The organism is Streptomyces sp. NPDC053431 (assembly GCF_044544925.1).
In the GTDB taxonomy this organism is placed as follows: domain Bacteria; phylum Actinomycetota; class Actinomycetes; order Streptomycetales; family Streptomycetaceae; genus Streptomyces.
Map to the genome: position 1 here is coordinate 157,726 of NZ_JBITXX010000009.1, position 22,982 is coordinate 180,707.

A 22,982-nucleotide genomic window follows, 5' to 3' on the forward strand; every position below is an offset into this window, starting at 1 on the left:
GGGACGACTGTAAGGCCAGTCGGGCCCTGTCCGGGACCTGGTGACGGAGCGTCAGCGGAGGTGGCCGGGGGTCACCGTTCGCGCAGCCGCTCGGTGAGCTTGCCCAGCACCTGCGGGGGCACCAGGTGGGAGACGTCGCCGCCCCAGGCGGCGACCTCCTTGACCAGCGAGGACGACAGGAAGCTGTAGGTCGGGTTGGTGGGCACGAACAGGGTCTCGACGCCCGAGAGCCCGTTGTTCATCTGCGCCATCTGCAGCTCGTAGTCGAAGTCGCTGACGGCCCGCAGCCCCTTGACGATGGCGGGGATGTCGCGCTGCTTGCAGAAGTCGACGAGCAGCCCGTGGAAGGACTCCACCTCGACGTTGCCGAAGTCGGCGGTGACCTCGCGGATGAGCTCGATCCGCTCGTCGACGCTGAAGAGGCCCTTCTTCGACTGGTTGATCATCACCGCGACGTGCACGACGTCGTACAGCTTGGAGGCGCGGGCGATGATGTCGAGGTGTCCGTTGGTGATGGGGTCGAATGACCCCGGACATACGGCGCGGCGCAACTTGAGTCCCTCGCTCTCCGGTCCGGTCATCGTGCGTCTTCGCACGTAGAGGCGGCGCGACCGTACCAAAACGTTCCCTCGCCGTAGCGACGGGACCGCAGTGGCTCGAAACCGTCCGGCCAGCCGAATTCACCGCCTCGGGTGCTGCGCTCCACGGTGACGAGGGCATCATCGGCGATCCAGCCCCCGGAGCGCATTGTGAGGAGGATCTCGCGAAGATCGGCGTCCGCGACGGCGTAGGGCGGGTCCAGGAAGACCAGGTCGTACGGCTCGGCCGGGGCCGGGCCCGTGACGAGCTGCTCCGCCTTGCCGGTGCGCAGTTCGGCCCCGGGCAGCCCGAGCGACCGGATGTTGTCGCGGACGGTCTTCGCGGCGCGCGGTTCGGCCTCCACCAGGAGGGCGTGGGCCGCGCCCCGGGAGAGCGCCTCCAGGCCGACGGCCCCGGAGCCCGCGTACAGGTCCGCCACCCGGGCCCCCTCCACGCCGTGGAAGGACTCCCACGTGGAGAAGAGGCCTTCCCGCGCGCGGTCGGAGGTGGGCCGGGTGCCGTTGCCCGGCGGCACGGCGATTCGGCGTCCGCCGGCGGTGCCGGCGATCACGCGGGTCATCTGGGGTCCTCGTCATCCATAGCCATTGCGTAAGCAACAGCTTAGGGCGGCCGGGCCCGGAGAGAGTCGGCCGTGCGGCGGTCAGCCCTTGTCCAGGTACTCCTCCCGGTCCTTGTCGAGGAGCGCGTCGAGGGCGGTGCGCAGCTCGGGGTGGGCGGTGAGGTCCGGGTCGGCGAGGACCAGGGCGGTGGCCTCCTCGCGGGCGGCGGTGATGACCTCCTCGTCCTCGATGACGGCGAGCATCCGCAGCGAGGAGCGCACGCCGGACTGGGCCTGGCCGAGGACGTCGCCCTCGCGGCGCTGTTCGAGGTCGATGCGGGAGAGCTCGAAGCCGTCGAGGGTGGAGGCGACCGCGTTCAGTCGCTGGCGGGCCGGGCCGGCCTCCGGCATCTCGGTGACCAGCAGGCAGAGACCGGCGGCGGAGCCGCGGCCGACACGGCCGCGGAGCTGGTGCAGCTGGGAGACGCCGAAGCGGTCGGCGTCCATGATCACCATGGCGGTGGCGTTGGGCACGTTGACGCCGACCTCGATGACGGTGGTCGCGACCAGCACGTCCACCTCGCCGGCGGCGAAGCGGCGCATGACGTCGTCCTTGTCGTCGGGGTGCATGCGGCCGTGCAGCACCTCCACGCGGAGCCCGGCGAGCGGGCCGGCCCGCAGCTGCTCGGCGACCTCCAGGACGGCGAGTGGCGGCCGCTTCTCGGCCTCGTCCTCGGGACTCGCCTTCTTCCTGGCCTTCTGGTCCTCCTCGTCCCCGATGCGCGGACACACCACGTACCCCTGGTGGCCGGCCTCCACCTCCTCGCGGACCCGCTCCCAGGCGCGGGCGAGGAAGTGCGGCTTGTCGGCGGCCGGGACGACATGGCTCGCGATCGGGGAGCGGCCGGCCGGCAGCTGGTCGAGGACGGAGGTCTCCAGGTCGCCGAAGACGGTCATGGCGACCGTACGGGGAATGGGCGTGGCCGTCATGACGAGCAGGTGCGGCGGCTGCTTCCCCTTGCCGCGCAAGGCGTCGCGCTGCTCCACGCCGAAGCGGTGCTGCTCGTCGACGACGACCAGACCGAGGTCGTGGAACTGCACCTTGTCCTCGATCAGCGCGTGGGTGCCGATGACGATCCCGGCCTCGCCGGTGACCAGGTCGAGCAGGGCCTGGCGGCGGGCGGCGGCGCCCATGGATCCGGTGAGCAGCACCACCTTGGTGGCGTGCTCGGCCCCGCCGAGCATGCCGCCCTCGGCGAGCTCGCCCATCATCTCGGTGACCGACCGGTGGTGCTGCTGGGCGAGCACCTCGGTGGGCGCGAGCATCGCGGCCTGTCCTCCGGCGTCGACGACGGCGAGCATGGCGCGCAGGGCCACCAGGGTCTTGCCCGATCCGACCTCGCCCTGGAGGAGGCGGTGCATGGGGTGGTCGGTGGCGAGGTCGTCGAAGATCTCCTGGGAGACCTTCCGCTGGCCCTCGGTGAGGGTGAAGGGGAGCTTGGCGTCGAAGGCCTCGAGCAGACCGCCCTCGGCGGGGCGGCGCGCGACGGCGGGGAGCTGGGTGTCGGCGTGCCGGCGGCGGGCGAGGGCGACCTGGAGGACGAAGGCCTCGTCCCACTTGAGGCGGTCGCGGGCGTCGGCGATGTCGGCCTTCGTCCGGGGCCGGTGGATCCTGGCGAGGGCGTCGGGCAGGTCGGTGAGGCCGCGGCCCTCGCGCAGGGCGGCGGGCAGCGGGTCGACGAGCCCTTCCCAGCCGGTGGCGGCCATGGAGTCGAGGGCGATGGCGACGGACTGCTCGATGGTCCAGGACTCCAGCTGCTTGCAGGCCGGGTAGATGGGCAGCAGCTCGCTCGCGAAGGCCTTGACGGTCTCGGTGCCGCTGTCGGCGTCGAGGAGCTTGTACTCGGGGTGGGCGAGCTGGAGGCGGCGGTTGAAGACGCCGACCTTGCCGGCGAACATGGCCCGCCGGCCGGGCAGCAGCTCCTTCTGGTGGAAGTGGACGGTGCGGCCGAAGAACACCAGCTGCATGCGGCCGCTGCCGTCGGTGATGGTGACCTCCAGGCGCTGGCCCTTGCCGCGCCCGCCCTTGTTGAAGGTGTGCACGCGCGCGTCGGCGACCTGGGCGACGACCGTGACGTGCTCGTCCAGCGGCAGGTCGGCGAGCGCGGTCAGCTCGCCGCGCTCCGCGTACCGCCGGGGGTAGTGGTGGAGCAGGTCGCCGACCGTGTGCAGGTCCATGTGCTCGGCCATCACCTTGGCGGTGGCGGCGCCGAGCAGCTTCTTCAGAGGTTCGTCGAGCGCAGGCACGCGATCCATTGCACACCACGGCACCGACAGTCGTCGCGCAAGCCCGCCGCATCCGCCGGTCACGTCGGCTTATCCGCTGGTCACGTCGTCGGCGCGGCGCCTAGGATGGCCGCTCTTCCGCTCCTCATCCGCGATCACCGGCCGCCGGGATCGCCCGACCCCGCGCCGTCGCCCGTCCCCCCACCGGCGCAGCGACGATGACTGCTGACCAGACACCGCACACGTTCCAGGTCGATCTGCGTGGCCTGGTGGACCTGCTCTCCCACCACCTCTACTCCAGCCCGCGCGTGTTCCTGCGCGAGCTCCTCCAGAACGCCGTCGACGCCCTCACCGCCCGACGCGCCGAGCAGCCCGAGGCGCCCGCGCGCGTCCGCATCCACGCGGACGGCACCGGTCTGCGCGTCACGGACACCGGCATCGGTCTCACCGAGACCGACGTCCACACCCTCCTGGCCACCATCGGCCGCAGCTCCAAACGCGACGCCGCCCACGGCCTGGAGACCGCCCGCGGCGACTTCCTCGGCCAGTTCGGCATCGGCCTGCTCGCCTGCTTCGTCGTCGCCCGCGAGATCCGCGTCGTCTCCCGCTCGGCCCGCACCCCCGGCGCCCTGCCCGTCGAATGGCGCGCCCGGGACGACGGCTCGTACACCGTCCGCACCCTGGCGTCCGAGGAGCACCCCGAGGCGGGCACCACGGTCCACCTCACCGCCCGCCCGGGCACCGAGGAGTGGCTCGGCCACGACCGGGTCCTCACCCTCGCCCGCGACTTCGGCTCCCTGCTCCCGTACGACATCCGGGTCGGCGAGCAGTCCGTCACCGACCTGCCCGCGCCCTGGGACCGCGACCACGCCTCCCCCGCCGCCCGCCGGGTCGCCCTCGCCGCGCACTGCGAGAGCCTGTTCGGCTTCCGGCCGCTCGACTCGATCGACCTCGACCTGCCGCTGGCGGGCATCCGGGGGGTCGCGTACGTGCTGCCGTCGGCGGTGAGTCCGGCGCAGCGGGCCGGGCACCGGGTCCATCTGAAGGGGATGCTGCTCACGGAGCGGGCGGACGGGCTGCTGCCCGACTGGGCGTTCTTCGTGCGCTGCGTCCTGGACACCGACACCCTGCGCCCCACCGCCTCGCGTGAAGCGCTGTACGAGGACGAGGCCCTGGCGGGGGTGCGGGACGCGCTCGGGGACGCGATCCGGGGCTGGCTGACCGATCTGGCGGCCGGCTCGCCCGAGCGGCTCGGGCAGTTCCTGTCCGTGCACCATCTGGGCGTGAAGTCGCTGGCCCGGCACGACGACGCCGTCCTGTCGGCGATGCTGCCGTGGCTGCCGTTCGAGACCACGGACGGACAGCTGTCGCTGGACGAGTTCGCCCGCCGTCACCGGGTCGTCCACTTCACCCGTACCGTCGAGGAGTTCCGCCAGGTCGCGGCGATCGCGGCCGCGCAGGGCATCGGCGTCGTGAACGGCGGCTACACGTACGACGCGGAGCTGGTCGAGCGGCTGCCCGACGTGCGCCCGGGGACCTCGGTCGCCGAGCTGGACGCGGACACCGTGACGGCGCACCTGGACGCGGTGGACCCGGCGCAGGAGCTCGCGCTCACCGGGTTCCTGTCGGTGGCCCGGGCGACCCTGGACGCGCTGGACTGCGACGTGTGGCTGCGTTCGTTCCATCCGCTGACCGTGCCCGCGCTGCACTTCGACGACCGGTCGGCGCGGCACGAGCGGGCGCGGGCGGAGGCCGAGGAGCAGGCCGACGGGCTGTGGGCGGGGATCCTGGGCTCCTTGCGGGGCAGCGCGCCGCGCGCCCGGCTCGTCCTCAACCACAACAGCCCCCTGGTCCGCAGGATCGGCGCCCTCGCCGACCCGCGGCTGACCGCCACGGCCGTCGAGGCGCTCTACGGGCAGGCGCTCCTGATGGCCCAGCGCCCTCTTCGCCCGGCCGACACCGCCCTGCTCAACCGCACGTTCCTCGGGCTGCTCGAGTGGACGACCGACAACGGAGGTGCCCAGGCATGACGTCGACCTTCCAGGCCCTGCGCGAGGCCATGCGGGACAACTACGCCCAGCCCGAGGGACCGGCCCGCAACGCGCGCGCCGAGCGGATCCTCGCCGAGGCCGAGCTGCTCGGCGAGCCGCTCGCCGTCATCGAGGCGCTCGGGCACCAGCTGCAGGTCTACAACTACAGCTCCGAGAAGGCGAAGATGTTCGTGCCCTTCGCCCGGCTGCTGCGGATGTGGGACGAGAACCCCGGCGACTTCGACGCGTACGAGACGCACTCGCTGCACTGGGTCTTCAAGTGGGTCTCCAGCGGCATGCTCGACCAGCCGGACATCCCGCTCGCCTCGATCGAGAAGTGGCTGGGCGAGATGGAGCACCGCTACCGGCTCGCCGGCCACTCCGAACGGGCCGTGCGCCAGGGCGAGTTCCGGGTCGCGCGGCACATCGGCGACCAGGAGCGGGCGCGGCGCGCGTACGCCGCGTGGCTGGCGGCGGACCGGGACGACATGGCCGACTGCCATGCCTGCGAGCTGCACGGGCAGGGCTCGTGGCAGGCGCAGCTCGGCGACGACGAGGCGGCGCTGGCGACCTGGGCACCCGTCCTGGAGGGCGAGCACAGCTGCGCCCACGAGCCGCACGCGGTGCTCGCCTCCTCGCTGCTTCCGCTGCTGCGGCTCGGCCGGACCGAGCAGGCGCGGGCCAACCATCTGCGCGGCTACCGGCTGGTGCGGCCGATGGAGAGCATGCGGAGTGCGCTGGCCGACCACATCGAGTTCTGCGCGCTGACGGGGAACGAGGCGCGGGGCCTGGAGCTGCTCGCGGAGCGCCCGGCGTATCTGACCGACCACGGCGACCCCGACAGCGAGCTGGACTTCCTCGCCGTGACGGCGCTCCTGATGGACCGGCTGGTCGCGCGCGGCCTGGGCGACCGGACGGTGCCGGGGCCGGCGGGCACGGACCGGACGGCGGCCGAACTGGGGCGGCACGCGCGCGTGGAGGCGGAGAAACTGGCCCGCCGTTTCGACGAGCGCAACGGCACGGACCAGGTGAGCCGGACCGTCCGGGAGCGGATGGCGGCGCAGCCGCTGCTGGACCGGCTGCCGCTGGGGGTGCGGGCGGCGAGCGTCACCGCCGTGCCCGCCCCCGTTCCCGCCCCCGCGGTGGCCGCGGGAGCGGCCGCAGCCGGCGATCCGCTCGCCGAGGCGCGCCGGCTGTCCGCCGAGCGGCGGCCGGACGCGGACGAGGCGTGGGAGGCGGTCGCGAAGGCCGCCGAGGAGGGGCGTGTGGAGCTCGACGCCCTGGCCCGCGCCGAGGTGCTCGACCACCGGGCGATGTCCCGGGTGGACGCCGAGCTGTTCCAGGAGGCGGCCGAGGCGTACGAGGCGGCCGGCGCGACCGCGGAGGCGTGGACGGCGCGGGCCCGGGGCGCGTTCGCGCGTGGCGCGGCCGAGGAGACGGACGAGCCGGTGGCCCGGCTGCGGGCGCTGCACGCGGAGGGCGTGGCGACGGCGCGTCAGCTGTCGGGCGCGCTGCTGCTGCGGGCCCGGCTGCTGCTGACGCGCGAGGCGGCCGAGGAGGTCCTCGGCTGGGCGGACGCCCCGGACGTCGCCGACCGGATCGCCGACGCCGAGTCGCTGCTCGGCGACCTGGCGGCGCGGGAGGGGGACCTGGCGGCGGCCGCCGAGCGGTACGAGCGCGCGGCCGGGCTCCTCGTCGGGGCCGGTCTCCCCTGGTACGCGGTGGAGCCCGAGGCCCGGCTCTCGGGCCTCGCCCAGCACACCGGGGACCTGGTGACGGCCGAGCGCGCGGCGCGGGCCGCCCTGGAGCACGGGGCGGCGTTCGTCGGGCCGGACGGGCAGGCGCGGCTGCGGCTGCGGCTGGCGGAGGTGCTCGGCGCGACGGAGCGGTACGGCGAGGCGGCCGAGCACGCGCTGGAGGCGGCGCACTGGGCCGACGAGGCGGGCGAGAGCCGGGGCATCGGCGCGTACGCCCGCCATCTGCTGGGCGGCTGGCTGCTGCGCGAGGGCCGGCGCGAGGAGGCGGCGGCGATCCTGGAGGCGGCGCTGCTCGACCTGTCGGCCGACGAGCACGGTGACGGGATGGTCGTCCAGACGCGGTGGTGGCTCGGCGACTGCCTGATGGCCCTGAACGAGCCGCGCTCGGCCGCCGAACAGTGGCTGAAGGCGGCGGAGCTGGCCAAGGAGTGGCCGGAGCAGCGGGACCACGCGATGCTGGCGAACCTGGCGGCGGAGGCGCTGTCCCGGGCGGACCTGGACGAGCAGGCGGCGGCCGCGTACGAGCGGGCGGGCGAGTTGTGGCGGGAGCTGGGCAACACACCGGCGTACGTCCGCACCCTGCGCGCCCGGGCGTGGATCGCGGGCCCGGACGAGGCGGGGCGGGCCCTGATGGCGACGGCGGCGGACGCGTGCGGCGAGGACGGTGAGCTGCTGGCGGACACCTACCGCCAGACCGCCGAACTCCTCGCCCGGGGCGGAGACCTCCGGGCCGCCCTCCCCTTCGCGGAACGCGCGGCCGCCACCCACGGCGAGGCCGGCGGGCCCGCCGCCGAGGCCCGCCTCTCCGCGCGGCTCCTCATGGCCTGGATCCACCTGGACCTGTCCGATCCCGGGTCGGCGATCCCGTTGGCCCGGGAGGTCCTGGAGCTGGGCACCCCGGACCTGCGGTCGGAGGCGGAGTCCCTCCTCGCCCAAGCGACGGCGCCCGCGACGGAGTGACCCCCGTCCTGCCTTCCCGGAACCCTGCCGGGGGCCGCCGGCCACCGCCCGAGCGAGCCGCACCCGGCGGGGGTCCACCGTCGGGGCGGCCGGGGGAAGGGGCGAACGCCGGGGCGGTCGCGCTACTCGACGCCGATCAGCAGCGGCGGCGCCCCGTCGCCCGCGTGGTACGTCGTCGTGTCGACCGCCAGATAGGTCGCGCGGACGTGGGATTCCAGGGTCGCGGCCAGGGTGTCGGGGGTGTCGGCGGCGACGATGAGGGTGACGAGTTCACCGCCGGCGGAGAGCATGCGGTCGAGGACCGTGCGGGCGGTGGTCGTGAGGTCCTGGCCGATGACGGCGACGTCGCCCTCGATGAGGCCCAGGACGTCGCCGGCCTGGCAGACGCCCGCCGACGTGAAGGACTGGCGTTCCGCGACGGCGAGTTCGGCGTAGCGGGTGGCACCGGCCGCCGCCGTCATGGCGACGACGTCCTCGTCGAAGCGGCGGTCCGGTTCGTGGACGGCGAGGGCGGCGATGCCCTGGACGGCCGCGCGGGTCGGGATGAGGGCGACCCGGATGCCCTCGGCTCGGGCCTGCTCGGCCGCCGCCGCGGCGACCTGGCGCAGGTCGCCGTCGTTGGGCAGCAGGACGACCTCGCGCGCGTGGGCCCGGCGGATCGCCTCGGCCAGTTCCGCACCGGACGGGGGCTCCCCGGGCCGGGCCAGCAGCGTGGTCGCGCCGGCCTCGGCGCACAGCCCGGCCAGGCCCTCGCCCGGGAGCACGGCGACGACCGCCCGCCCGGCCGGCTCGCCTCGTCCCTCGAAGTGCGTGACGCGGATCCGGTACGGGCGGCCCGCCTCCACGCCGGCCTCGACCGCCGCGCCCGCGTCGTCGACATGGACGTGCACGTTCCACAGGCCGTCCCCGCCGACGACCACCAGGGACTCCCCCAGCTCGTCCAGCCGGGCCCGCAGCCGCTCCACGGCCCCGTCCTCGGCCTCCAGGAGGTAGATGACCTCGTACGCCGGGCCCGCCGCGGCGCCCTCGCAGTCCGCCGCGGCGAGGACCGGGCGGTGCGCCGGCTCCGCGGACCGTACGGGCGCCTCGCCGGTCAGCGCCTCCACCAGCGCTCCGAGGACCGCCACCAGACCGCGTCCACCGGCGTCCACGACGCCCGCGCGGCGCAGTACGTCCAGTTGGCCGGGGGTGCGCTCCAGGGCCGCCCTGGCCCCCTCGTAGGCCGCTGTGGCCACCGTCACGAGCTCACCGCCCCCGGCGCAGGCGCCCGCCGCCGCGTCGGCGACGGTGAGGAGGGTGCCCTCGACGGGGTGGGCGACGGCCTGCCGGGCCGCCTCGGCGGCGCTCGCGAGGGCGCGGGCGAGGTGATCCCCGTCACGTCCCTCGGCGAGGACCGCGGCCGTGCCGCGCAGCAGCTGGGAGAGGATCGTCCCGGAGTTGCCCCGGGCGCCGAGCAGCGCGCCGTGCGCCATGGCGCGTATGGCCTCCGCCACGTCGGGGGCCGCCTCGGACCGCTCGGCGAAGGCCTCGTCGACCGCGTGGGCCGCCGCCTCCAGCGTCAGATAGAGGTTCGTGCCGGTGTCCCCGTCCGCGACGGGATAGACGTTGATGGCGTCGATCTCCTCGCGCTCCCTGCCGAGCGCCGCCAGCGCCCCTGCGCACCAGGATCGGACCGCCTCGGCGTCGAGGGTCTGCGGAGCTCGCGGCAACGGGTGGTCCTCCTGTGCGCTGCGGTGGGTTCACCGCAGGGTAGACCCGGTCCCGGCCGGTGCCCGGGGCGGGGGCCGTGCGGACCGTGGTAGTTTCGTTCCACGGGAGCAGCCGTTGTATGCTGCTTCGGTTGCCCGGCACACGTCGGGCCATTCCCCGGCAAGCCACTTCAGATCCCTGATCCGATTCCGGTGCGCCGGTTTCACTGTAAATCTGAAGTCTTTGGAGTGACCCGTGGCTGCCAACTGCGACGTCTGCGGCAAGGGGCCGGGCTTCGGCAACAACATTTCGCACTCGCACCGCCGTACGTCTCGTCGCTGGAACCCGAACATCCAGCGTGTGCGTGCCGTGGTCGGTCGGACGCCGAAGCGGCTCAACGTCTGCACCTCGTGCATCAAGGCCGGCAAGGTCTCGCGCTAATTGGTGCTCCCCCGCGGAAGCGGGGACAGCCCCGCCGACGTCTCGTCGTAGCGCAGCCCCCCGGTTGCCTTGAAGGCCGGTTCACCTCGGTGAACCGGCCTTTTGCCATGCCCTACGGCGGTGGGGCGACGGCGGTGGGTCAACGGCGGTGGACCCAGCCGTGGTCCACGGGTCCGATGCCCCCGCCCAGCGCGAAGCCCGCCGCGATCGCGCCCGTCACGTACGCCTTCGCCTCCCGTACCGCCCGCGGCACCGCCAGGCCCTTCGCGAGGCCCGACGCCACCGCCGAGGCGAGCGTGCAGCCCGTTCCGTGCGTGTGCCGGTTGTCGTGCCGCGGGGCGCGCAGCCACAGCTCCTCCGCGCCGTCCGTGAGCAGGTCGACGGCCGCCTCGCCGGACGGCAGGTGGCCGCCCTTGATCAGCGCCCAGCGCGGCCCGTGGGCGAGGATCGCCTCGGCGGCCCGGCGCATCCCGGCCTCGTCCTCGACGACGACGCCCGTCAGCTGCGCGACCTCGTCCAGGTTGGGCGTGGCGACGGTGGCGACGGGCAGCAGCTTCGTCCGCACGGAGTCCAGCGCGGACGCGGCGAGCAGCGGGTCGCCGTGCTTGGAGACGCCCACCGGGTCGACGACCACGGGGGCGTCCGTGCCGGCGAGCAGCTCCGCGACGGTCTCCACGAGCGCCGCGCTCGCCAGCATGCCGGTCTTGACGGCCTGGACGCCGATGTCGTCCACCACGGCCCGGTACTGGGCCCGTACGGCCTCCTCGGGCAGTTCCCAGGCGCCCTGGACGCCCAGGGAGTTCTGGGCCGTCACGGCGGTGATCACGCTCATGCCGTGGACGCCGAGCGCGAGCATCGTCTTGAGGTCGGCCTGGATGCCGGCACCGCCGCCGGAGTCGGATCCGGCGACGGTGAGGACGAGCGGCGGCCGGGAGGTCACTCCGTGCCCCCGAAGTGGTCCCAGCCTCCCGCGCTGTGCCAGGGCGCGCCGTCGACGGTGACCTGGGGCAGCGCGGAGGGGTTGAGGACCTCGCCGATGACCTTCCAGCGGGCGGGGAGCTTCACGTCCGGCGGGAAGGTGGCGACGATCGCGTGGTCCTCTCCGCCGGTGAGCACCCACTGCAGCGGGTCGACGCCGACGGCCTGGCCGATGTCGTTCATCTGGGTCGGGATGTCGATGAGGCCGGAGCGCAGGTCGATGCGGACCTTGCTGGCCTCGGCGATGTGGCCGAGGTCGGCGATCAGGCCGTCGCTGACGTCGCACATGGCGGTGGCGCCGAGCCCGGCGGCCGCGGGGCCCGCGTGGTACGGGGGCTCGGGGCGGCGGTGGGCCTCGACGAAGGCGCGCGGGGAGCGGAAACCGCGGGAGAGCACCGCGTAGCCGGCCGCGGACCAGCCGAGCCAGCCGGTGTAGGCGACGACGTCGCCGGGCTGGGCGCCGCCGCGGGTGACCGGGTCGTGGTTGCGCAGATCGCCGAGCGCGGTGATGGAGACCATGATCGTGTCACCGCGGACGACGTCGCCGCCGACCACCGCCGCGCCCGCGACCTGACATTCGTCGCGCAATCCGTCCATCATCTCCGTGGGCCAGGTGACCGGCAGTTCGGCGGGCACGACCAGGCCGAGCAGCAGCGCGGTGGGGACGGCGCCCATGGCGGCGATGTCGGCGAGGTTCTGCGCCGCGGCCTTGCGGCCGACGTCGTAGGCCGTCGACCAGTCGCGGCGGAAGTGGCGCCCTTCGAGCAGGATGTCCGTGCTGGCCACCACCCGCCGGTCGGGGGCGGAGACCACGGCGGCGTCGTCGCCGGGCCCGATCCGCACCGCGGGGGTGGAGGTGAGCCGGGAGGTGAGCTCCCTGATGAGCCCGAACTCGCCCAGCTCTCCGACTGTGCCCTTCACCGCGTGTCACCTCGTGTCGTCGTGCCGGCCGCCGCGCCGCTCCGCTGCTCCTCGCCGTGCGGGTCGCGGGCCGTCACCGTGCCGGATACCGTCAAGTAGACCGTCAACTTCTCATCTGTGTACGCCACACCGCGGGCACCTCCGAGCTCGGAGGTCTCCCCGCGGCCCGCGGCGACGCGGTACCGTGGCGTCTCTTTCTCCCACAAGATCCTCGTGGCCGCCCTGGAGGTTCCGTGGTACAGGCGTACATCCTTATTCAGACCGAGGTGGGCAAGGCGTCGACCGTCGCCGAGACCATCTCCAAGATCGCTGGAGTGATCCAGGCAGAGGACGTGACCGGTCCTTACGACGTGATCGTCCGAGCCGAGGCCGACACCGTGGACGCGCTCGGCCGCATGGTGGTCGCCAAGGTCCAGCAAGTGGAAGGAATCACGCGCACCCTCACCTGCCCGGTCGTGCATCTCTAGCCCCCGTCTACCCTTGGCCGGTGACGTCTTCCCACCGGCCCTTCGGCCTGCCCGCTTCCGCCGCTTCGGCCGCCGTACTGCTGGCCGTCGCGGGCTGTTCCACCGCGGACGCGAAGGCGTCGGTCCCGGTTCCCAGCCCTCCGGCGGCCGAGGCCGCCTTCTGCCGTGCCCTCGCGAAGGAGCTGCCCGGCACCGTGGCGGGTCTGGCCCGGACCGGCACCGAGCCGGAGTCCGAACTGACCGCCGCGTGGGGGGATGCGGCGATCGTACTGCGCTGCGGCGTCCCCCGGCCCGAAAAGATGAACGATCCGCAGGCGCACGCGGTGGAGGCCGACGGCGTGAACTGGCTCTACGAGCCGCGCGAGGGCGACGGACCCCGCTTCACGACGACCTACCGCAAGGCGTACGTCGAGGTGTCGCTGGACGAGCGGTACGCGCACGACGTCGGCCCGCTGGTGGATCTCGCCGCCCCCGTGAAGAAGGCCGTCCCCCCGAGTCTGTGACCCGAGTCCGTGACCGGGCAGAGTCCGTGACCGGGCCCCCCGGGTCCGTGGCCCGGGGGGCCCTCGACCCAGGGGGTCGCCGCCGCTAGCGCAGGCCCGTGGAGCGGTTCAGCGCGGCCTGGATGAGCCGGTCGACGAGCTCCGGGTAGCTGACGCCGCTCTCCTGCCACATGCGCGGGTACATGGAGATGGGCGTGAAGCCGGGCATGGTGTTGATCTCGTTGATGACGAACTCGCCGTCCTCGGTGAGGAAGAAGTCGGCGCGCACCAGGCCCTCGCAGGACACGGACTCGTAGGCGAGGACGGCCAGGCGCTGGATCTCGGCGGTGGCCTCGGGACCGATGGGCGCGGGCACGATGCCGGACGCCGAGTCGATGTACTTGGCCTCGAAGTCGTAGAAGTCGTGGTCGGTGACCGGCGGGATCTCCGCGGGCACGCTGGCGCGCGGGCCGTCCTCGAACTCCAGGACGCCGCACTCGATCTCGCGGCCGCGGACCAGCGCCTCGACGATGATCTTCGGGTCGAAGCGGCGGGCCTCCTCGATGGCCTCGTCGAGGCCGGAGAGGTCGTCGACCTTGGTGATGCCGACGGACGAGCCGCCGCGGGCCGGCTTCACGAAGAGCGGCCAGCCGTGGTCGGCGGCGAACTCCACGATCTTCTTGCGGGCCGCGGCCGGGTTCTGCTCCCACTCGCGGGGGCGGACGACGGCGTACGGGCCGACCGGCAGGCCGAAGGAGACGAAGACGCGCTTCATGTACTCCTTGTCCTGGCCGACGGCGGAGGCGAGGACGCCCGCGCCGACGTACGGGATGCCGGAGAGCTCCAGGAGGCCCTGGAGGGTGCCGTCCTCGCCGTAGGGGCCGTGCAGCATGGGGAAGACCACGTCGACCTCGCCGAGGGCCTGCGGCAGGGAGCCGGGCTCGTTGAGGACGACCTCGCGGCTGGCCGGGTCGACGGGCAGGATCACGCCGCCGGTCTCGGACTCGGCGAGCTGGGCGACGTCCGGCAGGGTGCGGTCGGCGATCGCCATCCGCTCGGGGGCGTCGGCGGTCAGCGCCCAGCGCCCCTCCCGGGTGATGCCGATCGGCAGCACGTCGTACTTGTCCCGGTCGATTGCCTTGAGGACGGCACCGGCGGTGACGACGGAGATGGCGTGCTCGGAGCTGCGTCCGCCGAAGACGACGGCGACGCGCGGCTTGCGGGGGCTCTGGGTGTTCTCGCTCATATCGCGATGAGGGTACCTTGCGGCGTCCGAACTGCTGAGCGCCCCGCGTGTGCCGCGCGCGTCCGGCTCAGCGGGGCGTCACCGGCGTTCCGCCTTCGCGGAGCGCGACATGAGCTCCTTGAGGGCGACGATCGGCGGCTTGCCCTCGTGCACGATCGAGACGACGGTCTCGGTGATGGGCATGTCGACGCCGTGCCGGCGGCCCAGATCGAGCACGGACTCGCAGGACTTGACGCCCTCGGCGGTCTGCTTGGTGGCGGCGATGGTCTCCTGGAGGGTCATGCCGCGGCCCAGGTTGGTGCCGAAGGTGTGGTTCCGGGACAGCGGCGAGGAGCAGGTGGCGACCAGGTCGCCCAGGCCCGCCAGGCCGGAGAAGGTGAGCGGGTCGGCGCCCATGGCGAGGCCGAGCCGGGTGGTCTCGGCGAGGCCGCGGGTGATGAGGGTGGCCTTGGAGTTGTCGCCGAGGCCCATGCCGTCCGCGATGCCGACGGCGAGCCCGATGACGTTCTTGACCGCGCCGCCGAGTTCGCAGCCGACGACGTCGGTGTTGGTGTACGGGCGGAAGTACGGGGTCAGGCAGGCGGTCTGGAGCCGCTGGGCGACGGTCTCGTCGGCGCAGGCGACGACGGCCGCGGCGGGCTGCCGGGCGGCGATCTCCTTGGCCAGGTTGGGGCCGGTGAGGACGGCGACGCGCTCGGCCGGCACGTCCGCGACCTCGGTGATCACCTCGCTCATCCGCTTGGCGGTGCCGAGTTCGATGCCCTTCATGAGCGAGACCAGGACCGTGTCGGGGGCCAGCTCGGGCGCCCAGGCGGCGAGGTTGGTCCGCAGGGTCTGGGAGGGCACGACGAGGACGGTGAAGTCGGCGCCGTGGGCGGCCTCGGCCGGGTCTGCGGTGGCCGTGATGCCCTTGGGGAGTTCGACCCCCGGGAGGTAGTCCGGGTTGGCCCCGGTGCGGTTGATCGTCGCGGCGAGTTCGGCGCGGCGGCCCCACAGGCTCACCTCGCAGCCCGCGTCGGCGAGCACCATGGCGAACGCGGTGCCCCAGGATCCGTTGCCGAAGACGGCTGCCTTGGTCACTTCTTGCCTTCCCCCGCGGCCTTGCGGCGCTGTTCCAGGCGGGCCTTGCGGTGGTCGTAGGGCGCGGCCGGGGCCTTCTCGCCGCGGACCTCCTCGAGGATCCGGGTGATGGCCGCCATGATCTCCTCGGTGGCCTCGCGCAGCACGTCGGGCGTCGGCTCGAGGTCGTGGAAGCGGGAGAGGTCGACCGGCGGACCGGCCTGCACGATCAGGGTCTTGCGCGGCCAGAGCCGGAGCTTGTTCTCCTTGGCGTACGGCGGCATCGCGAGGTTGGCGCCCCACTGGGCGACCGGGATGACAGGCACCTTGGTGAGCAGGGCGACGCGGGCGGCACCGGTCTTGCCGGCCATGGGCCACATGTCGGGGTCGCGGGTGAGGGTGCCCTCGGGGTAGAAGGCGACGCACTCGCCGCGCTCGATGGCGTCGACGGCGGACCGGAAGGCGTCCAGGGCGTCGGTGGTCTCGCGGTAGACGGGGATCTGGCCGGTGCCGCGGAGGATGGCGCCGACGAACGAGCCCTTGAAGAGCGCGGCCTTGGCGAGGAAGCGGGGCACGCGCCCGGTGTTGTACTGGTAGTGCGCGTAGGACAGCGGGTCCAGGTACGAGTTGTGGTTCACCGCGGTGATGAAGCCGCCTTCGGCCGGGATGTGCTCCGTTCCGCGCCAGTCCCGCTTGAACAGCACCACCAGCGGGGGTTTGGCGATGACCGCCGCCAGGCGGTACCAGAAGCCGATTCTGCGGCGGGACACTCGGACACCTTTCTCCGGACGGGTGCGCAGGGGGTCAAGTGTCGCCTCCTGCTCCTGGCCTGTCGAGGACACCGTACGCCCCGGCGCTCGGGCGGATCGCGCGGGCGGGACAGAATGGGGCGCGATGACGAGCTACGCCGACGACACCGCGGCCGAGTACGTGGCCGACACCGCCTACGACGACTGGTCCCTGGTCGTTCCCCTCAAACCGCTGGCGCGGGCCAAGAGCAGGCTGGGCCCCGCGGTGGGCGGCCGGCTGCGGGGAAGGCTGGCGCTCGCCTTCGCCGAGGACACCGTGGCGGCGGCCCTGGCCTGCCCGGGGGTACGGGATGTGGCGGTCGTCACGGACGATCCGGCCGCCGCGGCGGCGCTGTCGGCCCTGGGGGCCCGGATCGTGCCGGACCTGCCGGGCGCGGGTCTCAACGAGGCCCTCGCGCACGGCGCCCGTACGGTGCGGGCGCTGCGGCCGGGGACGCGGGTGGCGGCACTCAACGCGGACCTGCCGGCGCTCCGGCCCGCCGAGCTGGCGCGGGTCCTGGGCGTGGCGGGGCAATTTCCGCGGGCTTTTCTCGCGGATGCCGCCGAAATAGGTACGACATTCCTCTCGGCGGGTCCGGGGGTGGAATTGGAACCGGCTTTCGGAGGGGCTTCACGGCGTCGGCATTTGTCCTCGGGGGCCGTGGAAATCCGGCTCGCGGGGGTGGATTCCGTACGCCGGGACGTGGACACCGGCGAGGATCTGGCGGCCGCGGTGGCGCTGGGCGTGGGGCCGCGGACGGCGGCCCGCTGGATGCCCGCGGCCGGATAGGCTGCGGGTCATGCAGGCGACCGCGTACACGTACGACTCCGAGACCCGCAGCGGCAGTGTGCTGCTCGACGACGGCACCCCGGTGGAGTTCGGGGCCGAGGCCTTCGAGGCGGGCGGGCTGCGGCTGCTGCGTCCGGGGCAGCGGGTGCGGATCGAGACGGAGGGCGAGGGCACCGCCCTGCGGATCACGCTGGTGACGCTGCAGACCTTCTAGGGACCCGCCGGCGGGTCCGCACCGGGCTTTCGCGCTCCGGGTCCGGGCCTTCGCCGGTCCCGTCGGGTCTTCGCCGGAACGCGCCGCGGGCCGGGCTCCCCGTGAGGGAGCCCGGCCCGGCGTGTGAGCACCTGTCGCCGTGGGTCCTACTTCTTCGCGGCGGTCTTCTTCGCGGTGGTCTTGCGCGCCGTCGTCTTCTTGGCGGGCGCCTTCTTCGCGGTGGCCTTCTTCGCCGGCGCGGTCTTCTTGGCGGCGGTCTTCTTGGCCGCGGGGGTGGCCTTCTTGGCCGGAGCCGCCTTCTTGGCGGCGGCCGTGGTGGTCTTCTTCGCGGCCGGCGTGGACTTCTTGGCGGCCGTGGTGGTCTTCTTCGCGGCCGGCGTGGTCTTCTTCGCGGCGGCCGTGGTCTTCTTCGCCGGGGTCGCCTTCTTCGCGGCGGCCTTCTTCGCGGTGGTGGCCTTCTTGGCCGCCGCCTTCTTGACGGTCGCCGAGGCGGCGCCGCCGGTGAGGCTGCCCTTCGGGGCCTTCTTGACGGAGACCTCGCCGCCCTTGGGGAGCTTCTTCGAGCCGCTGACCAGGTCCTTGAAGCCCTGACCCGCACGGAAGCGCGGAACCGAGGTCTTCTTGACCCGCACGCGCTCACCCGTCTGCGGGTTGCGGGCGTAGCGGGCCGGACGGTCGACCTTCTCGAACGAGCCGAAGCCGGTGACCGAGACCCGGTCCCCGCCGACCACGGCGCGCACGATGGCGTCGAGCACGTGGTCGACGGCGTCGGCGGCCTGCTGGCGACCGCCCATCTTGTCGGCAATCGCTTCTACGAGCTGCGCCTTGTTCACGTCTTCCCCTTCGGAGACATTGCCGGAACGAAAGTGTTCAAGCTTTTTCGCACGTTAGGCATGTATATACCGCAAATCAAACACGAAACGGGCTAATCACCCTAGTGCCGCAACGCAGAAGTGCCGTTGCGGAGTTCCTGGTGTCAGTCGTCTTCAGGGAATCGGCCCTCGTCGAGGTCCTTCATCAACCGGTCCAGACGCGTTGCCGCGTCCGAGAGATCGTGCTTCGCCGCGGCCGTGACGACCAGCAGCTTCCGGGACAGCGCCATCCTTACGCCCTCCGGGACTTGCAGTTCGCGCACCCTTCTGTGCGCTTCCTTCAATCGGGCGGCGACTGCCTCGTAGAGCTCGAGTTGGCTGTCGCGTTCCATGCACCGATTGTGCCATCTAGGGCGAGTTGTCGCCCGACAGGGTCTCAACAAGCGACTGCGCCCCCCACCGGACGGTGGGGGGCGCAGTACTGGAAAAGCGCTGCTCAGGCCGTAATTGTACGGGGCTTGAAGCCCGGCCGAGAGGCCTCGTAGGCGGCGATGTCCGCTTCGTTCTGAAGGGTGAGGCTGATGTCGTCCAGACCGTTCAGCAGCCGCCAGCGGGCGTTCTCGTCGAGCTCGAAGTCGGCGTCGATCCCGGGCGCGAGGACCTTGCGGGCCTCCAGGTCGACGGTGACCTCGACGGTCGGGTCGGCCTCGGTGAGCTCCCACAGGGCGTCGACGGTCTCCTGCGGCAGGACGACGGTCAGCAGCCCGTTCTTCAGCGAGTTGCCGCGGAAGATGTCGGCGAAGCGGGAGGAGATCACGGCCTTGAAGCCGTAGTTCTGCAGCGCCCAGACGGCGTGCTCGCGGGAGGAGCCGGTGCCGAAGTCGGGGCCGGCGACCAGGACCGTGGCGCCCTGCCGCTCGGGGCGGTTGAGGACGAACTGCTCGTCCTTGCGCCAGGCCTCGAACAGGCCGTCCTCGAAGCCGTCGCGGGTGACCTTCTTGAGCCAGTGCGCGGGGATGATCTGGTCGGTGTCGACGTTGCTGCGGCGCAGCGGAACGGCGCGGCCGGTGTGCGTGGTGAAAGCTTCCATGGTTCCTCAGACCCCCGCGGTGGTGGCGACGTCGGACAGATCGGCCGGGGAGGCCAGGTGACCCAGGACGGCGGTGGCGGCGGCGACCTGGGGGGAGACCAGGTGGGTGCGGCCGCCCTTGCCCTGCCGGCCCTCGAAGTTGCGGTTGGAGGTGGACGCGGAACGCTCACCGGGCGCCAGTTGGTCGGGGTTCATGCCCAGACACATCGAGCAGCCCGCGTGCCGCCATTCGGCGCCGGCCTCCTTGAAGACCTTGTCCAGGCCCTCCTCGACGGCCTGCAGGGCGACCCGGACCGAGCCGGGAACGACCAGCATCCGGACGCCGTCGGCGACCTTGCGGCCCTGCAGCAGGGAGGCGGCGTTGCGCAGGTCCTCGATGCGGCCGTTGGTGCAGGAGCCTACGAAGACGGTGTCGACCTTGATGTCGCGCAGCGGCTGGCCGGCGGTCAACCCCATGTATTCCAGGGCCTTTTCGGCGGCGAGACGCTCCGAAGCGTCTTCGTACGAAGCCGGGTCGGGGACGTTCGCCGAAAGCGGGGCGCCCTGGCCGGGGTTGGTGCCCCAGGTGACGAACGGGGCCAGCTCGGCGGCGTCGATGACGACCTCGGCGTCGAAGACCGCGTCCTCGTCCGACTTCAGCGTCTTCCAGTACGCGACGGCGGCGTCCCAGTCCTCGCCCTTGGGGGCGTGGGCACGGCCCTCGAGGTAGTCGAAGGTGGTCTGGTCGGGGGCGATCATGCCCGCGCGGGCGCCGGCCTCGATCGACATGTTGCAGATGGTCATCCGGGCCTCCATCGAGAGCTTCTCGATGGCGGAGCCGCGGTACTCCAGGACGTAGCCCTGGCCGCCGCCGGTGCCGATCTTGGCGATGATCGCCAGGATCAGGTCCTTGGCCGTGACGTCCTCGGGCAGCTCGCCGTTCACCGTGATCGCCATGGTCTTCGGACGGGCCATGGGCAGCGTCTGGGTGGCCAGGACGTGCTCGACCTGGCTGGTGCCGATGCCGAACGCCAGGCCGCCGAAGGCGCCGTGCGTGGAGGTGTGCGAGTCGCCGCAGACCACGGTCATGCCGGGCTGGGTCAGACCCAGCTGCGGTCCCACGACGTGGACGACGCCCTGCTCGACGTCACCCAGCGGGTGCAGGCGGACACCGAACTCGGCGCAGTTCTTGCGCAGCGTCTCCAGCTGGGCGCGGGAGACCGGGTCGGCGATCGGCTTGTCGATGTCGAGGGTCGGGGTGTTGTGGTCCTCGGTGGCGATGGTGAGGTCGAGCCGCCGCACCTGCCGGCCGTTCTGCCGGAGACCGTCGAAGGCCTGGGGGCTGGTCACCTCGTGCAGCAGGTGCAGATCGATGAAGAGGAGGTCGGGCTCGCCCTCGGCGCGCCGGACGACGTGGTCGTCCCAGACCTTCTCCGCGAGTGTCCTACCCATCGCTTTCCCTCCGGCCGGCGGCTGCGCCGGCACCACTAGAGACCCGTTTCGCGGGCCGTTGTGCGGCCGCCTCACCAGAGTGACGGGTTCCTCGGAAAATTGAACTTGCGTTTCACAGAGTGAGACGCGAATATCGTTGCATGGACAACTCTAGCGGCGTAGGCGTTCTCGACAAGGCAGCCCTTGTCCTGAGCGCCCTGGAGTCCGGTCCGGCCACCCTCGCAGGTCTGGTCGCGGCGACGGGACTCGCACGACCCACGGCACACCGACTCGCCGTGGCTTTGGAACACCACCGGATGGTGGCCCGCGACATGCAGGGCCGGTTCATCCTCGGACCGCGGCTGGCGGAGCTCGCCGCCGCGGCCGGTGAGGACCGCCTGCTCGCGACCGCCGGGCCGGTGCTGACGCATCTGCGCGACGTGACGGGCGAGAGCGCCCAGCTCTATCGGCGCCAAGGCGACATGCGGATCTGCGTGGCGGCGGCCGAGCGGCTGTCCGGACTCCGGGACACCGTCCCGGTCGGCTCCACGCTGACCATGAAGGCCGGCTCGTCCGCGCAGATCCTCATGGCCTGGGAGGAGCCCGAGCGGCTGCACCGCGGCCTTCAGGGAGCCCGCTTCACGGCGACGGCCCTGTCGGGCGTACGGCGCCGCGGCTGGGCCCAGTCGATCGGCGAGCGGGAGCCGGGCGTCGCGTCCGTCTCCGCGCCCGTACGCGGGCCCTCGAACCGCGTGGTGGCCGCCGTGTCGGTCTCGGGCCCGATCGAGCGCCTGACCCGCCACCCGGGCCGTATGCACGCCCAGGCGGTCATCGACGCGGCCGCCCGCCTGACCGAGGCCCTCCGCCGCAACGGCTGAGCCCTCCCGTTCCTCACTCTCTTCATCTGTCGGGCCTGCTCCGGCCCGTCCCGACCCCGGCCCACCGCTCCAACGCCGCAGCGGTGGGCCGGAGTTGTGTGCGCGATCATGACGTGCCGGAAACAGCGAAGAAGCCCTCCCCCGAAGGGAAGGGCTTCTTCGTTTGGTACCCCCGACCGGATTCGAACCGGCGCTACCGCCTTGAGAGGGCGGCGTGCTAGGCCGCTACACAACGGGGGCAAGATCAAAAGAGATCCGCTGGCCTACCTGGACTCGAACCAAGACTAACTGAACCAGAATCAGTCGTGCTGCCAATTACACCATAGGCCACTGGTGGTCTAGACCAGTTGGTACCCCCGACCGGATTCGAACCGGCGCTACCGCCTTGAGAGGGCGGCGTGCTAGGCCGCTACACAACGGGGGCCCTAGCGATCCTGCATCGGGTTCACCGGGAGCTACCCAAGTGATCCCGCGGGAAGGATCTGTACCCCCGACCGGATTCGAACCGGCGCTACCGCCTTGAGAGGGCGGCGTGCTAGGCCGCTACACAACGGGGGCTTTGTGGATGCCATCCACGGTTTGCAGATGAGCTCTGCGAGCTGGCCTACCTGGACTCGAACCAAGACTAACTGAACCAGAATCAGTCGTGCTGCCAATTACACCATAGGCCACCGGAACTTGATCACTTCGAGAAGGGATCCTGCTCGGCTTGCGCTTCCGGGGCTTTCCGGCCTTTCGGCCCGTTCCCCTCGGCGCAGGAAGAACATTACCTGAAGGTGGACGGTGCTCCAAAACGCGTATCCGCACGCAGCAGCGCGGGCAGCTGGTGGAGGTCGGTGATCCGGGTCAGCTCGGGTCTGCCACCGGTCCCCGCGCGATCCAGCCAGATCCCCGTGAGGCCCGCCTCCACGGCGCCCCGGGCGTCGATGTCCGGCTGGTCCCCGACGTACGCCACCTGGTGAGGACGCAGGTCAAGGGCGGTGCAGGCGGCGTGGAAGGCCTCCGCGGCCGGCTTGGCCACCCCGAGCTCGGCGGCGCACACCACGGCCTCGAAGCGGTCCCGTAGACCCAGGGCACGGAGCTTGTGGTCCTGGTTGCGGATGCTGGAGTTGGACAGCACCCCGTGACGGTAGTCACGGGCCAGCAGGTCGAGGACGGGCACGGTGTCCGGGAAGAGCTCCCAGGCCGCCTCGTAGTGCACCACGTACCGGTCGAACCAGTCGTCGGCCTCGGCGACGGTGAGCTCCGGCCGCCCCAGGAAGTCCCGCACCCGGTCGCGCCGCTGCTCCTGGAAGTCCCCGCCGGTGGCCTCGTACCGGCGCCAGTGCAGCTCCGTGAGCTCCTTCCAGCGCAGCAGGGCCTGCTCGACGGAGCCGTACGCGCCCAGCAGCCCCTCGGCCGCGAGATGCGCCCGCATCCCGGCCCGGTCGGCGCTCGCGTAGTCGAAGAGCGTGTCGTCGATGTCCCAGAGCACCGCGCGGATGGTCATGGAAACGACGGTACCCCCGTCCCGGGCGCGGGAGGGGGGTACCGGTGCGTACGGCGC

Annotated in this window: 23 protein-coding genes and 5 tRNA genes; 8 read left to right on the forward strand and 20 right to left on the reverse strand. The window is 72.5% G+C overall.

Features of this window, described 5'->3' with window-relative positions:
- Window positions 1-71: 71 nt before the first annotated feature.
- The 3 genes from coaD to recG form a co-directional block, all read right to left on the reverse strand.
- Entirely contained in the window at window positions 72-551 is a 480-nt protein-coding gene (gene coaD, locus ACIGXE_RS22165; protein WP_399750143.1) for a pantetheine-phosphate adenylyltransferase, read from the reverse strand.
- A gap of 26 nt (window positions 552-577) precedes the next feature.
- The gene (rsmD, locus tag ACIGXE_RS22170) at window positions 578-1,159 is read right to left on the reverse strand and encodes a 16S rRNA (guanine(966)-N(2))-methyltransferase RsmD (RefSeq protein WP_399749925.1); all 582 of its coding nucleotides are present in this window, start codon (window positions 1,157-1,159) and stop codon (window positions 578-580) included.
- An 81-nt stretch (window positions 1,160-1,240) separates the two neighbouring features.
- On the reverse strand, window positions 1,241-3,454 hold the full coding sequence (recG, locus tag ACIGXE_RS22175) for an ATP-dependent DNA helicase RecG (protein ID WP_399749927.1): 2,214 nt from the start codon (window positions 3,452-3,454) through the stop codon (window positions 1,241-1,243).
- 188 nt (window positions 3,455-3,642) lie between these two features.
- Here recG and ACIGXE_RS22180 point away from each other — a divergent pair, with 188 nt between their 5' ends.
- Both ACIGXE_RS22180 and ACIGXE_RS22185 read left to right on the forward strand, forming a co-directional pair.
- Window positions 3,643-5,454 (forward strand): HSP90 family protein, encoded by a 1,812-nt coding sequence (locus ACIGXE_RS22180; protein WP_399749929.1) that lies wholly within the window; start codon window positions 3,643-3,645, stop codon window positions 5,452-5,454.
- A complete protein-coding gene (locus tag ACIGXE_RS22185) occupies window positions 5,451-8,171 on the forward strand; it encodes a tetratricopeptide repeat protein (RefSeq protein WP_399749930.1) in 2,721 nt (906 codons plus the stop codon). Before ACIGXE_RS22180 ends, ACIGXE_RS22185 begins: the two co-directional genes overlap by 4 nt.
- A gap of 122 nt (window positions 8,172-8,293) precedes the next feature.
- Here the strand turns inward: ACIGXE_RS22185 and ACIGXE_RS22190 are convergent, their stop codons facing one another.
- Complete coding sequence (locus ACIGXE_RS22190) at window positions 8,294-9,880, reverse strand: DAK2 domain-containing protein (RefSeq protein WP_399749932.1); 1,587 nt, start codon at window positions 9,878-9,880, stop codon at window positions 8,294-8,296.
- A gap of 235 nt (window positions 9,881-10,115) precedes the next feature.
- Here ACIGXE_RS22190 and rpmB point away from each other — a divergent pair, with 235 nt between their 5' ends.
- Window positions 10,116-10,301, forward strand: a complete 186-nt coding sequence (gene rpmB, locus ACIGXE_RS22195; protein WP_003957616.1) for a 50S ribosomal protein L28 — start codon at window positions 10,116-10,118, stop codon at window positions 10,299-10,301.
- A 139-nt stretch (window positions 10,302-10,440) separates the two neighbouring features.
- Here rpmB and thiD read toward each other — a convergent pair whose 3' ends face one another.
- From thiD to ACIGXE_RS22210, 3 genes are read right to left on the reverse strand one after another with little or no spacing between them, the layout of a single operon-like run.
- Window positions 10,441-11,241: a bifunctional hydroxymethylpyrimidine kinase/phosphomethylpyrimidine kinase gene (thiD, locus tag ACIGXE_RS22200; protein ID WP_399749934.1), complete on the reverse strand. Its 801-nt coding sequence runs from the start codon at window positions 11,239-11,241 to the stop codon at window positions 10,441-10,443.
- Complete coding sequence (locus ACIGXE_RS22205) at window positions 11,238-12,200, reverse strand: thiamine-phosphate kinase (RefSeq protein ID WP_399749936.1); 963 nt, start codon at window positions 12,198-12,200, stop codon at window positions 11,238-11,240. The genes thiD and ACIGXE_RS22205 overlap by 4 nt, the downstream gene beginning before the upstream one ends.
- Complete coding sequence (locus tag ACIGXE_RS22210) at window positions 12,197-12,328, reverse strand: hypothetical protein (RefSeq protein WP_382483160.1); 132 nt, start codon at window positions 12,326-12,328, stop codon at window positions 12,197-12,199. Before ACIGXE_RS22210 ends, ACIGXE_RS22205 begins: the two co-directional genes overlap by 4 nt.
- A 105-nt stretch (window positions 12,329-12,433) precedes the next feature.
- Here ACIGXE_RS22210 and ACIGXE_RS22215 point away from each other — a divergent pair, with 105 nt between their 5' ends.
- Entirely contained in the window at window positions 12,434-12,667 is a 234-nt protein-coding gene (locus ACIGXE_RS22215; protein WP_399749939.1) for an Lrp/AsnC ligand binding domain-containing protein, read from the forward strand.
- 20 nt (window positions 12,668-12,687) lie between these two features.
- Window positions 12,688-13,170, forward strand: a complete 483-nt coding sequence (locus ACIGXE_RS22220; protein WP_399749941.1) for a DUF3515 domain-containing protein — start codon at window positions 12,688-12,690, stop codon at window positions 13,168-13,170.
- Window positions 13,171-13,255: 85 nt separating this feature from the next.
- On the opposite strand, the gene ACIGXE_RS22225 is transcribed toward ACIGXE_RS22220, so the two are convergent.
- The 3 genes from ACIGXE_RS22225 to ACIGXE_RS22235 form a co-directional block, all read right to left on the reverse strand.
- Window positions 13,256-14,395, reverse strand: a complete 1,140-nt coding sequence (locus tag ACIGXE_RS22225; protein WP_399749943.1) for a D-alanine--D-alanine ligase family protein — start codon at window positions 14,393-14,395, stop codon at window positions 13,256-13,258.
- A 78-nt stretch (window positions 14,396-14,473) separates the two neighbouring features.
- A complete protein-coding gene (locus ACIGXE_RS22230) occupies window positions 14,474-15,475 on the reverse strand; it encodes an NAD(P)H-dependent glycerol-3-phosphate dehydrogenase (protein ID WP_399749944.1) in 1,002 nt (333 codons plus the stop codon).
- Window positions 15,472-16,224 carry a lysophospholipid acyltransferase family protein gene (locus tag ACIGXE_RS22235; protein WP_399749946.1) on the reverse strand — a complete coding sequence of 251 codons (753 nt, stop codon included), beginning with the start codon at window positions 16,222-16,224 and terminating at the stop codon, window positions 15,472-15,474. The genes ACIGXE_RS22230 and ACIGXE_RS22235 overlap by 4 nt, the downstream gene beginning before the upstream one ends.
- A 124-nt stretch (window positions 16,225-16,348) precedes the next feature.
- Between ACIGXE_RS22235 and cofC the strand changes: the two genes are divergently transcribed.
- A complete protein-coding gene (gene cofC, locus ACIGXE_RS22240) occupies window positions 16,349-17,032 on the forward strand; it encodes a 2-phospho-L-lactate guanylyltransferase (protein WP_399749948.1) in 684 nt (227 codons plus the stop codon).
- A 10-nt stretch (window positions 17,033-17,042) separates the two neighbouring features.
- Window positions 17,043-17,246, forward strand: a complete 204-nt coding sequence (locus ACIGXE_RS22245; protein WP_391107826.1) for a hypothetical protein — start codon at window positions 17,043-17,045, stop codon at window positions 17,244-17,246.
- Between the two features lie 146 nt (window positions 17,247-17,392).
- Here the strand turns inward: ACIGXE_RS22245 and ACIGXE_RS22250 are convergent, their stop codons facing one another.
- The 4 genes from ACIGXE_RS22250 to leuC all read right to left on the reverse strand — a co-directional run bounded on the left by ACIGXE_RS22250 (window position 17,393) and on the right by leuC (window position 20,579).
- Window positions 17,393-18,079, reverse strand: a complete 687-nt coding sequence (locus ACIGXE_RS22250) for an HU family DNA-binding protein (RefSeq protein WP_399749949.1) — start codon at window positions 18,077-18,079, stop codon at window positions 17,393-17,395.
- A gap of 143 nt (window positions 18,080-18,222) precedes the next feature.
- On the reverse strand, window positions 18,223-18,450 hold the full coding sequence (locus tag ACIGXE_RS22255) for a hypothetical protein (RefSeq protein WP_365348999.1): 228 nt from the start codon (window positions 18,448-18,450) through the stop codon (window positions 18,223-18,225).
- A 104-nt stretch (window positions 18,451-18,554) separates the two neighbouring features.
- The gene (leuD, locus tag ACIGXE_RS22260; protein ID WP_399749951.1) at window positions 18,555-19,148 is read right to left on the reverse strand and encodes a 3-isopropylmalate dehydratase small subunit; all 594 of its coding nucleotides are present in this window, start codon (window positions 19,146-19,148) and stop codon (window positions 18,555-18,557) included.
- Between the two features lie 6 nt (window positions 19,149-19,154).
- Window positions 19,155-20,579 (reverse strand): 3-isopropylmalate dehydratase large subunit, encoded by a 1,425-nt coding sequence (gene leuC, locus ACIGXE_RS22265; protein ID WP_399749953.1) that lies wholly within the window; start codon window positions 20,577-20,579, stop codon window positions 19,155-19,157.
- Between the two features lie 140 nt (window positions 20,580-20,719).
- Between leuC and ndgR the strand changes: the two genes are divergently transcribed.
- The gene (gene ndgR, locus ACIGXE_RS22270; protein WP_128977462.1) at window positions 20,720-21,436 is read left to right on the forward strand and encodes an IclR family transcriptional regulator NdgR; all 717 of its coding nucleotides are present in this window, start codon (window positions 20,720-20,722) and stop codon (window positions 21,434-21,436) included.
- 164 nt (window positions 21,437-21,600) lie between these two features.
- Here ndgR and ACIGXE_RS22275 read toward each other — a convergent pair.
- The 6 genes from ACIGXE_RS22275 to ACIGXE_RS22300 form a co-directional block, all read right to left on the reverse strand.
- Window positions 21,601-21,676 (reverse strand) — tRNA-Glu (locus ACIGXE_RS22275).
- A gap of 18 nt (window positions 21,677-21,694) precedes the next feature.
- Window positions 21,695-21,766, reverse strand: a tRNA-Gln gene (locus ACIGXE_RS22280).
- An 18-nt stretch (window positions 21,767-21,784) separates the two neighbouring features.
- A tRNA-Glu gene (locus tag ACIGXE_RS22285) sits at window positions 21,785-21,860 on the reverse strand.
- Window positions 21,861-21,921: 61 nt separating this feature from the next.
- Window positions 21,922-21,994, reverse strand: a tRNA-Glu gene (locus tag ACIGXE_RS22290).
- A 41-nt stretch (window positions 21,995-22,035) separates the two neighbouring features.
- Window positions 22,036-22,107: transfer RNA gene (locus ACIGXE_RS22295), tRNA-Gln, on the reverse strand.
- 95 nt (window positions 22,108-22,202) lie between these two features.
- Window positions 22,203-22,925, reverse strand: coding sequence for an HAD family hydrolase (locus ACIGXE_RS22300; RefSeq protein WP_399749955.1), 723 nt, complete (start codon window positions 22,923-22,925; stop codon window positions 22,203-22,205).
- Window positions 22,926-22,982: the final 57 nt, after the last annotated feature.

Coding starts and splice junctions, on each gene's coding strand:
- ACIGXE_RS22300 (WP_399749955.1), bottom strand. CDS start 22,925: ATGACCATCCGCGCGGTGCTCTGGGACATCGACGACACGCTCTTCGAC.
- ACIGXE_RS22185 (WP_399749930.1), top strand. CDS start 5,451: ATGACGTCGACCTTCCAGGCCCTGCGCGAGGCCATGCGGGACAACTAC.
- recG (WP_399749927.1), bottom strand. CDS start 3,454: ATGGATCGCGTGCCTGCGCTCGACGAACCTCTGAAGAAGCTGCTCGGC.
- cofC (WP_399749948.1), top strand. CDS start 16,349: ATGACGAGCTACGCCGACGACACCGCGGCCGAGTACGTGGCCGACACC.
- rsmD (WP_399749925.1), bottom strand. CDS start 1,159: ATGACCCGCGTGATCGCCGGCACCGCCGGCGGACGCCGAATCGCCGTG.
- leuD (WP_399749951.1), bottom strand. CDS start 19,148: ATGGAAGCTTTCACCACGCACACCGGCCGCGCCGTTCCGCTGCGCCGC.
- ACIGXE_RS22255 (WP_365348999.1), bottom strand. CDS start 18,450: ATGGAACGCGACAGCCAACTCGAGCTCTACGAGGCAGTCGCCGCCCGA.
- ndgR (WP_128977462.1), top strand. CDS start 20,720: ATGGACAACTCTAGCGGCGTAGGCGTTCTCGACAAGGCAGCCCTTGTC.
- ACIGXE_RS22225 (WP_399749943.1), bottom strand. CDS start 14,395: ATGAGCGAGAACACCCAGAGCCCCCGCAAGCCGCGCGTCGCCGTCGTC.
- ACIGXE_RS22180 (WP_399749929.1), top strand. CDS start 3,643: ATGACTGCTGACCAGACACCGCACACGTTCCAGGTCGATCTGCGTGGC.
- ACIGXE_RS22245 (WP_391107826.1), top strand. CDS start 17,043: ATGCAGGCGACCGCGTACACGTACGACTCCGAGACCCGCAGCGGCAGT.
- leuC (WP_399749953.1), bottom strand. CDS start 20,579: ATGGGTAGGACACTCGCGGAGAAGGTCTGGGACGACCACGTCGTCCGG.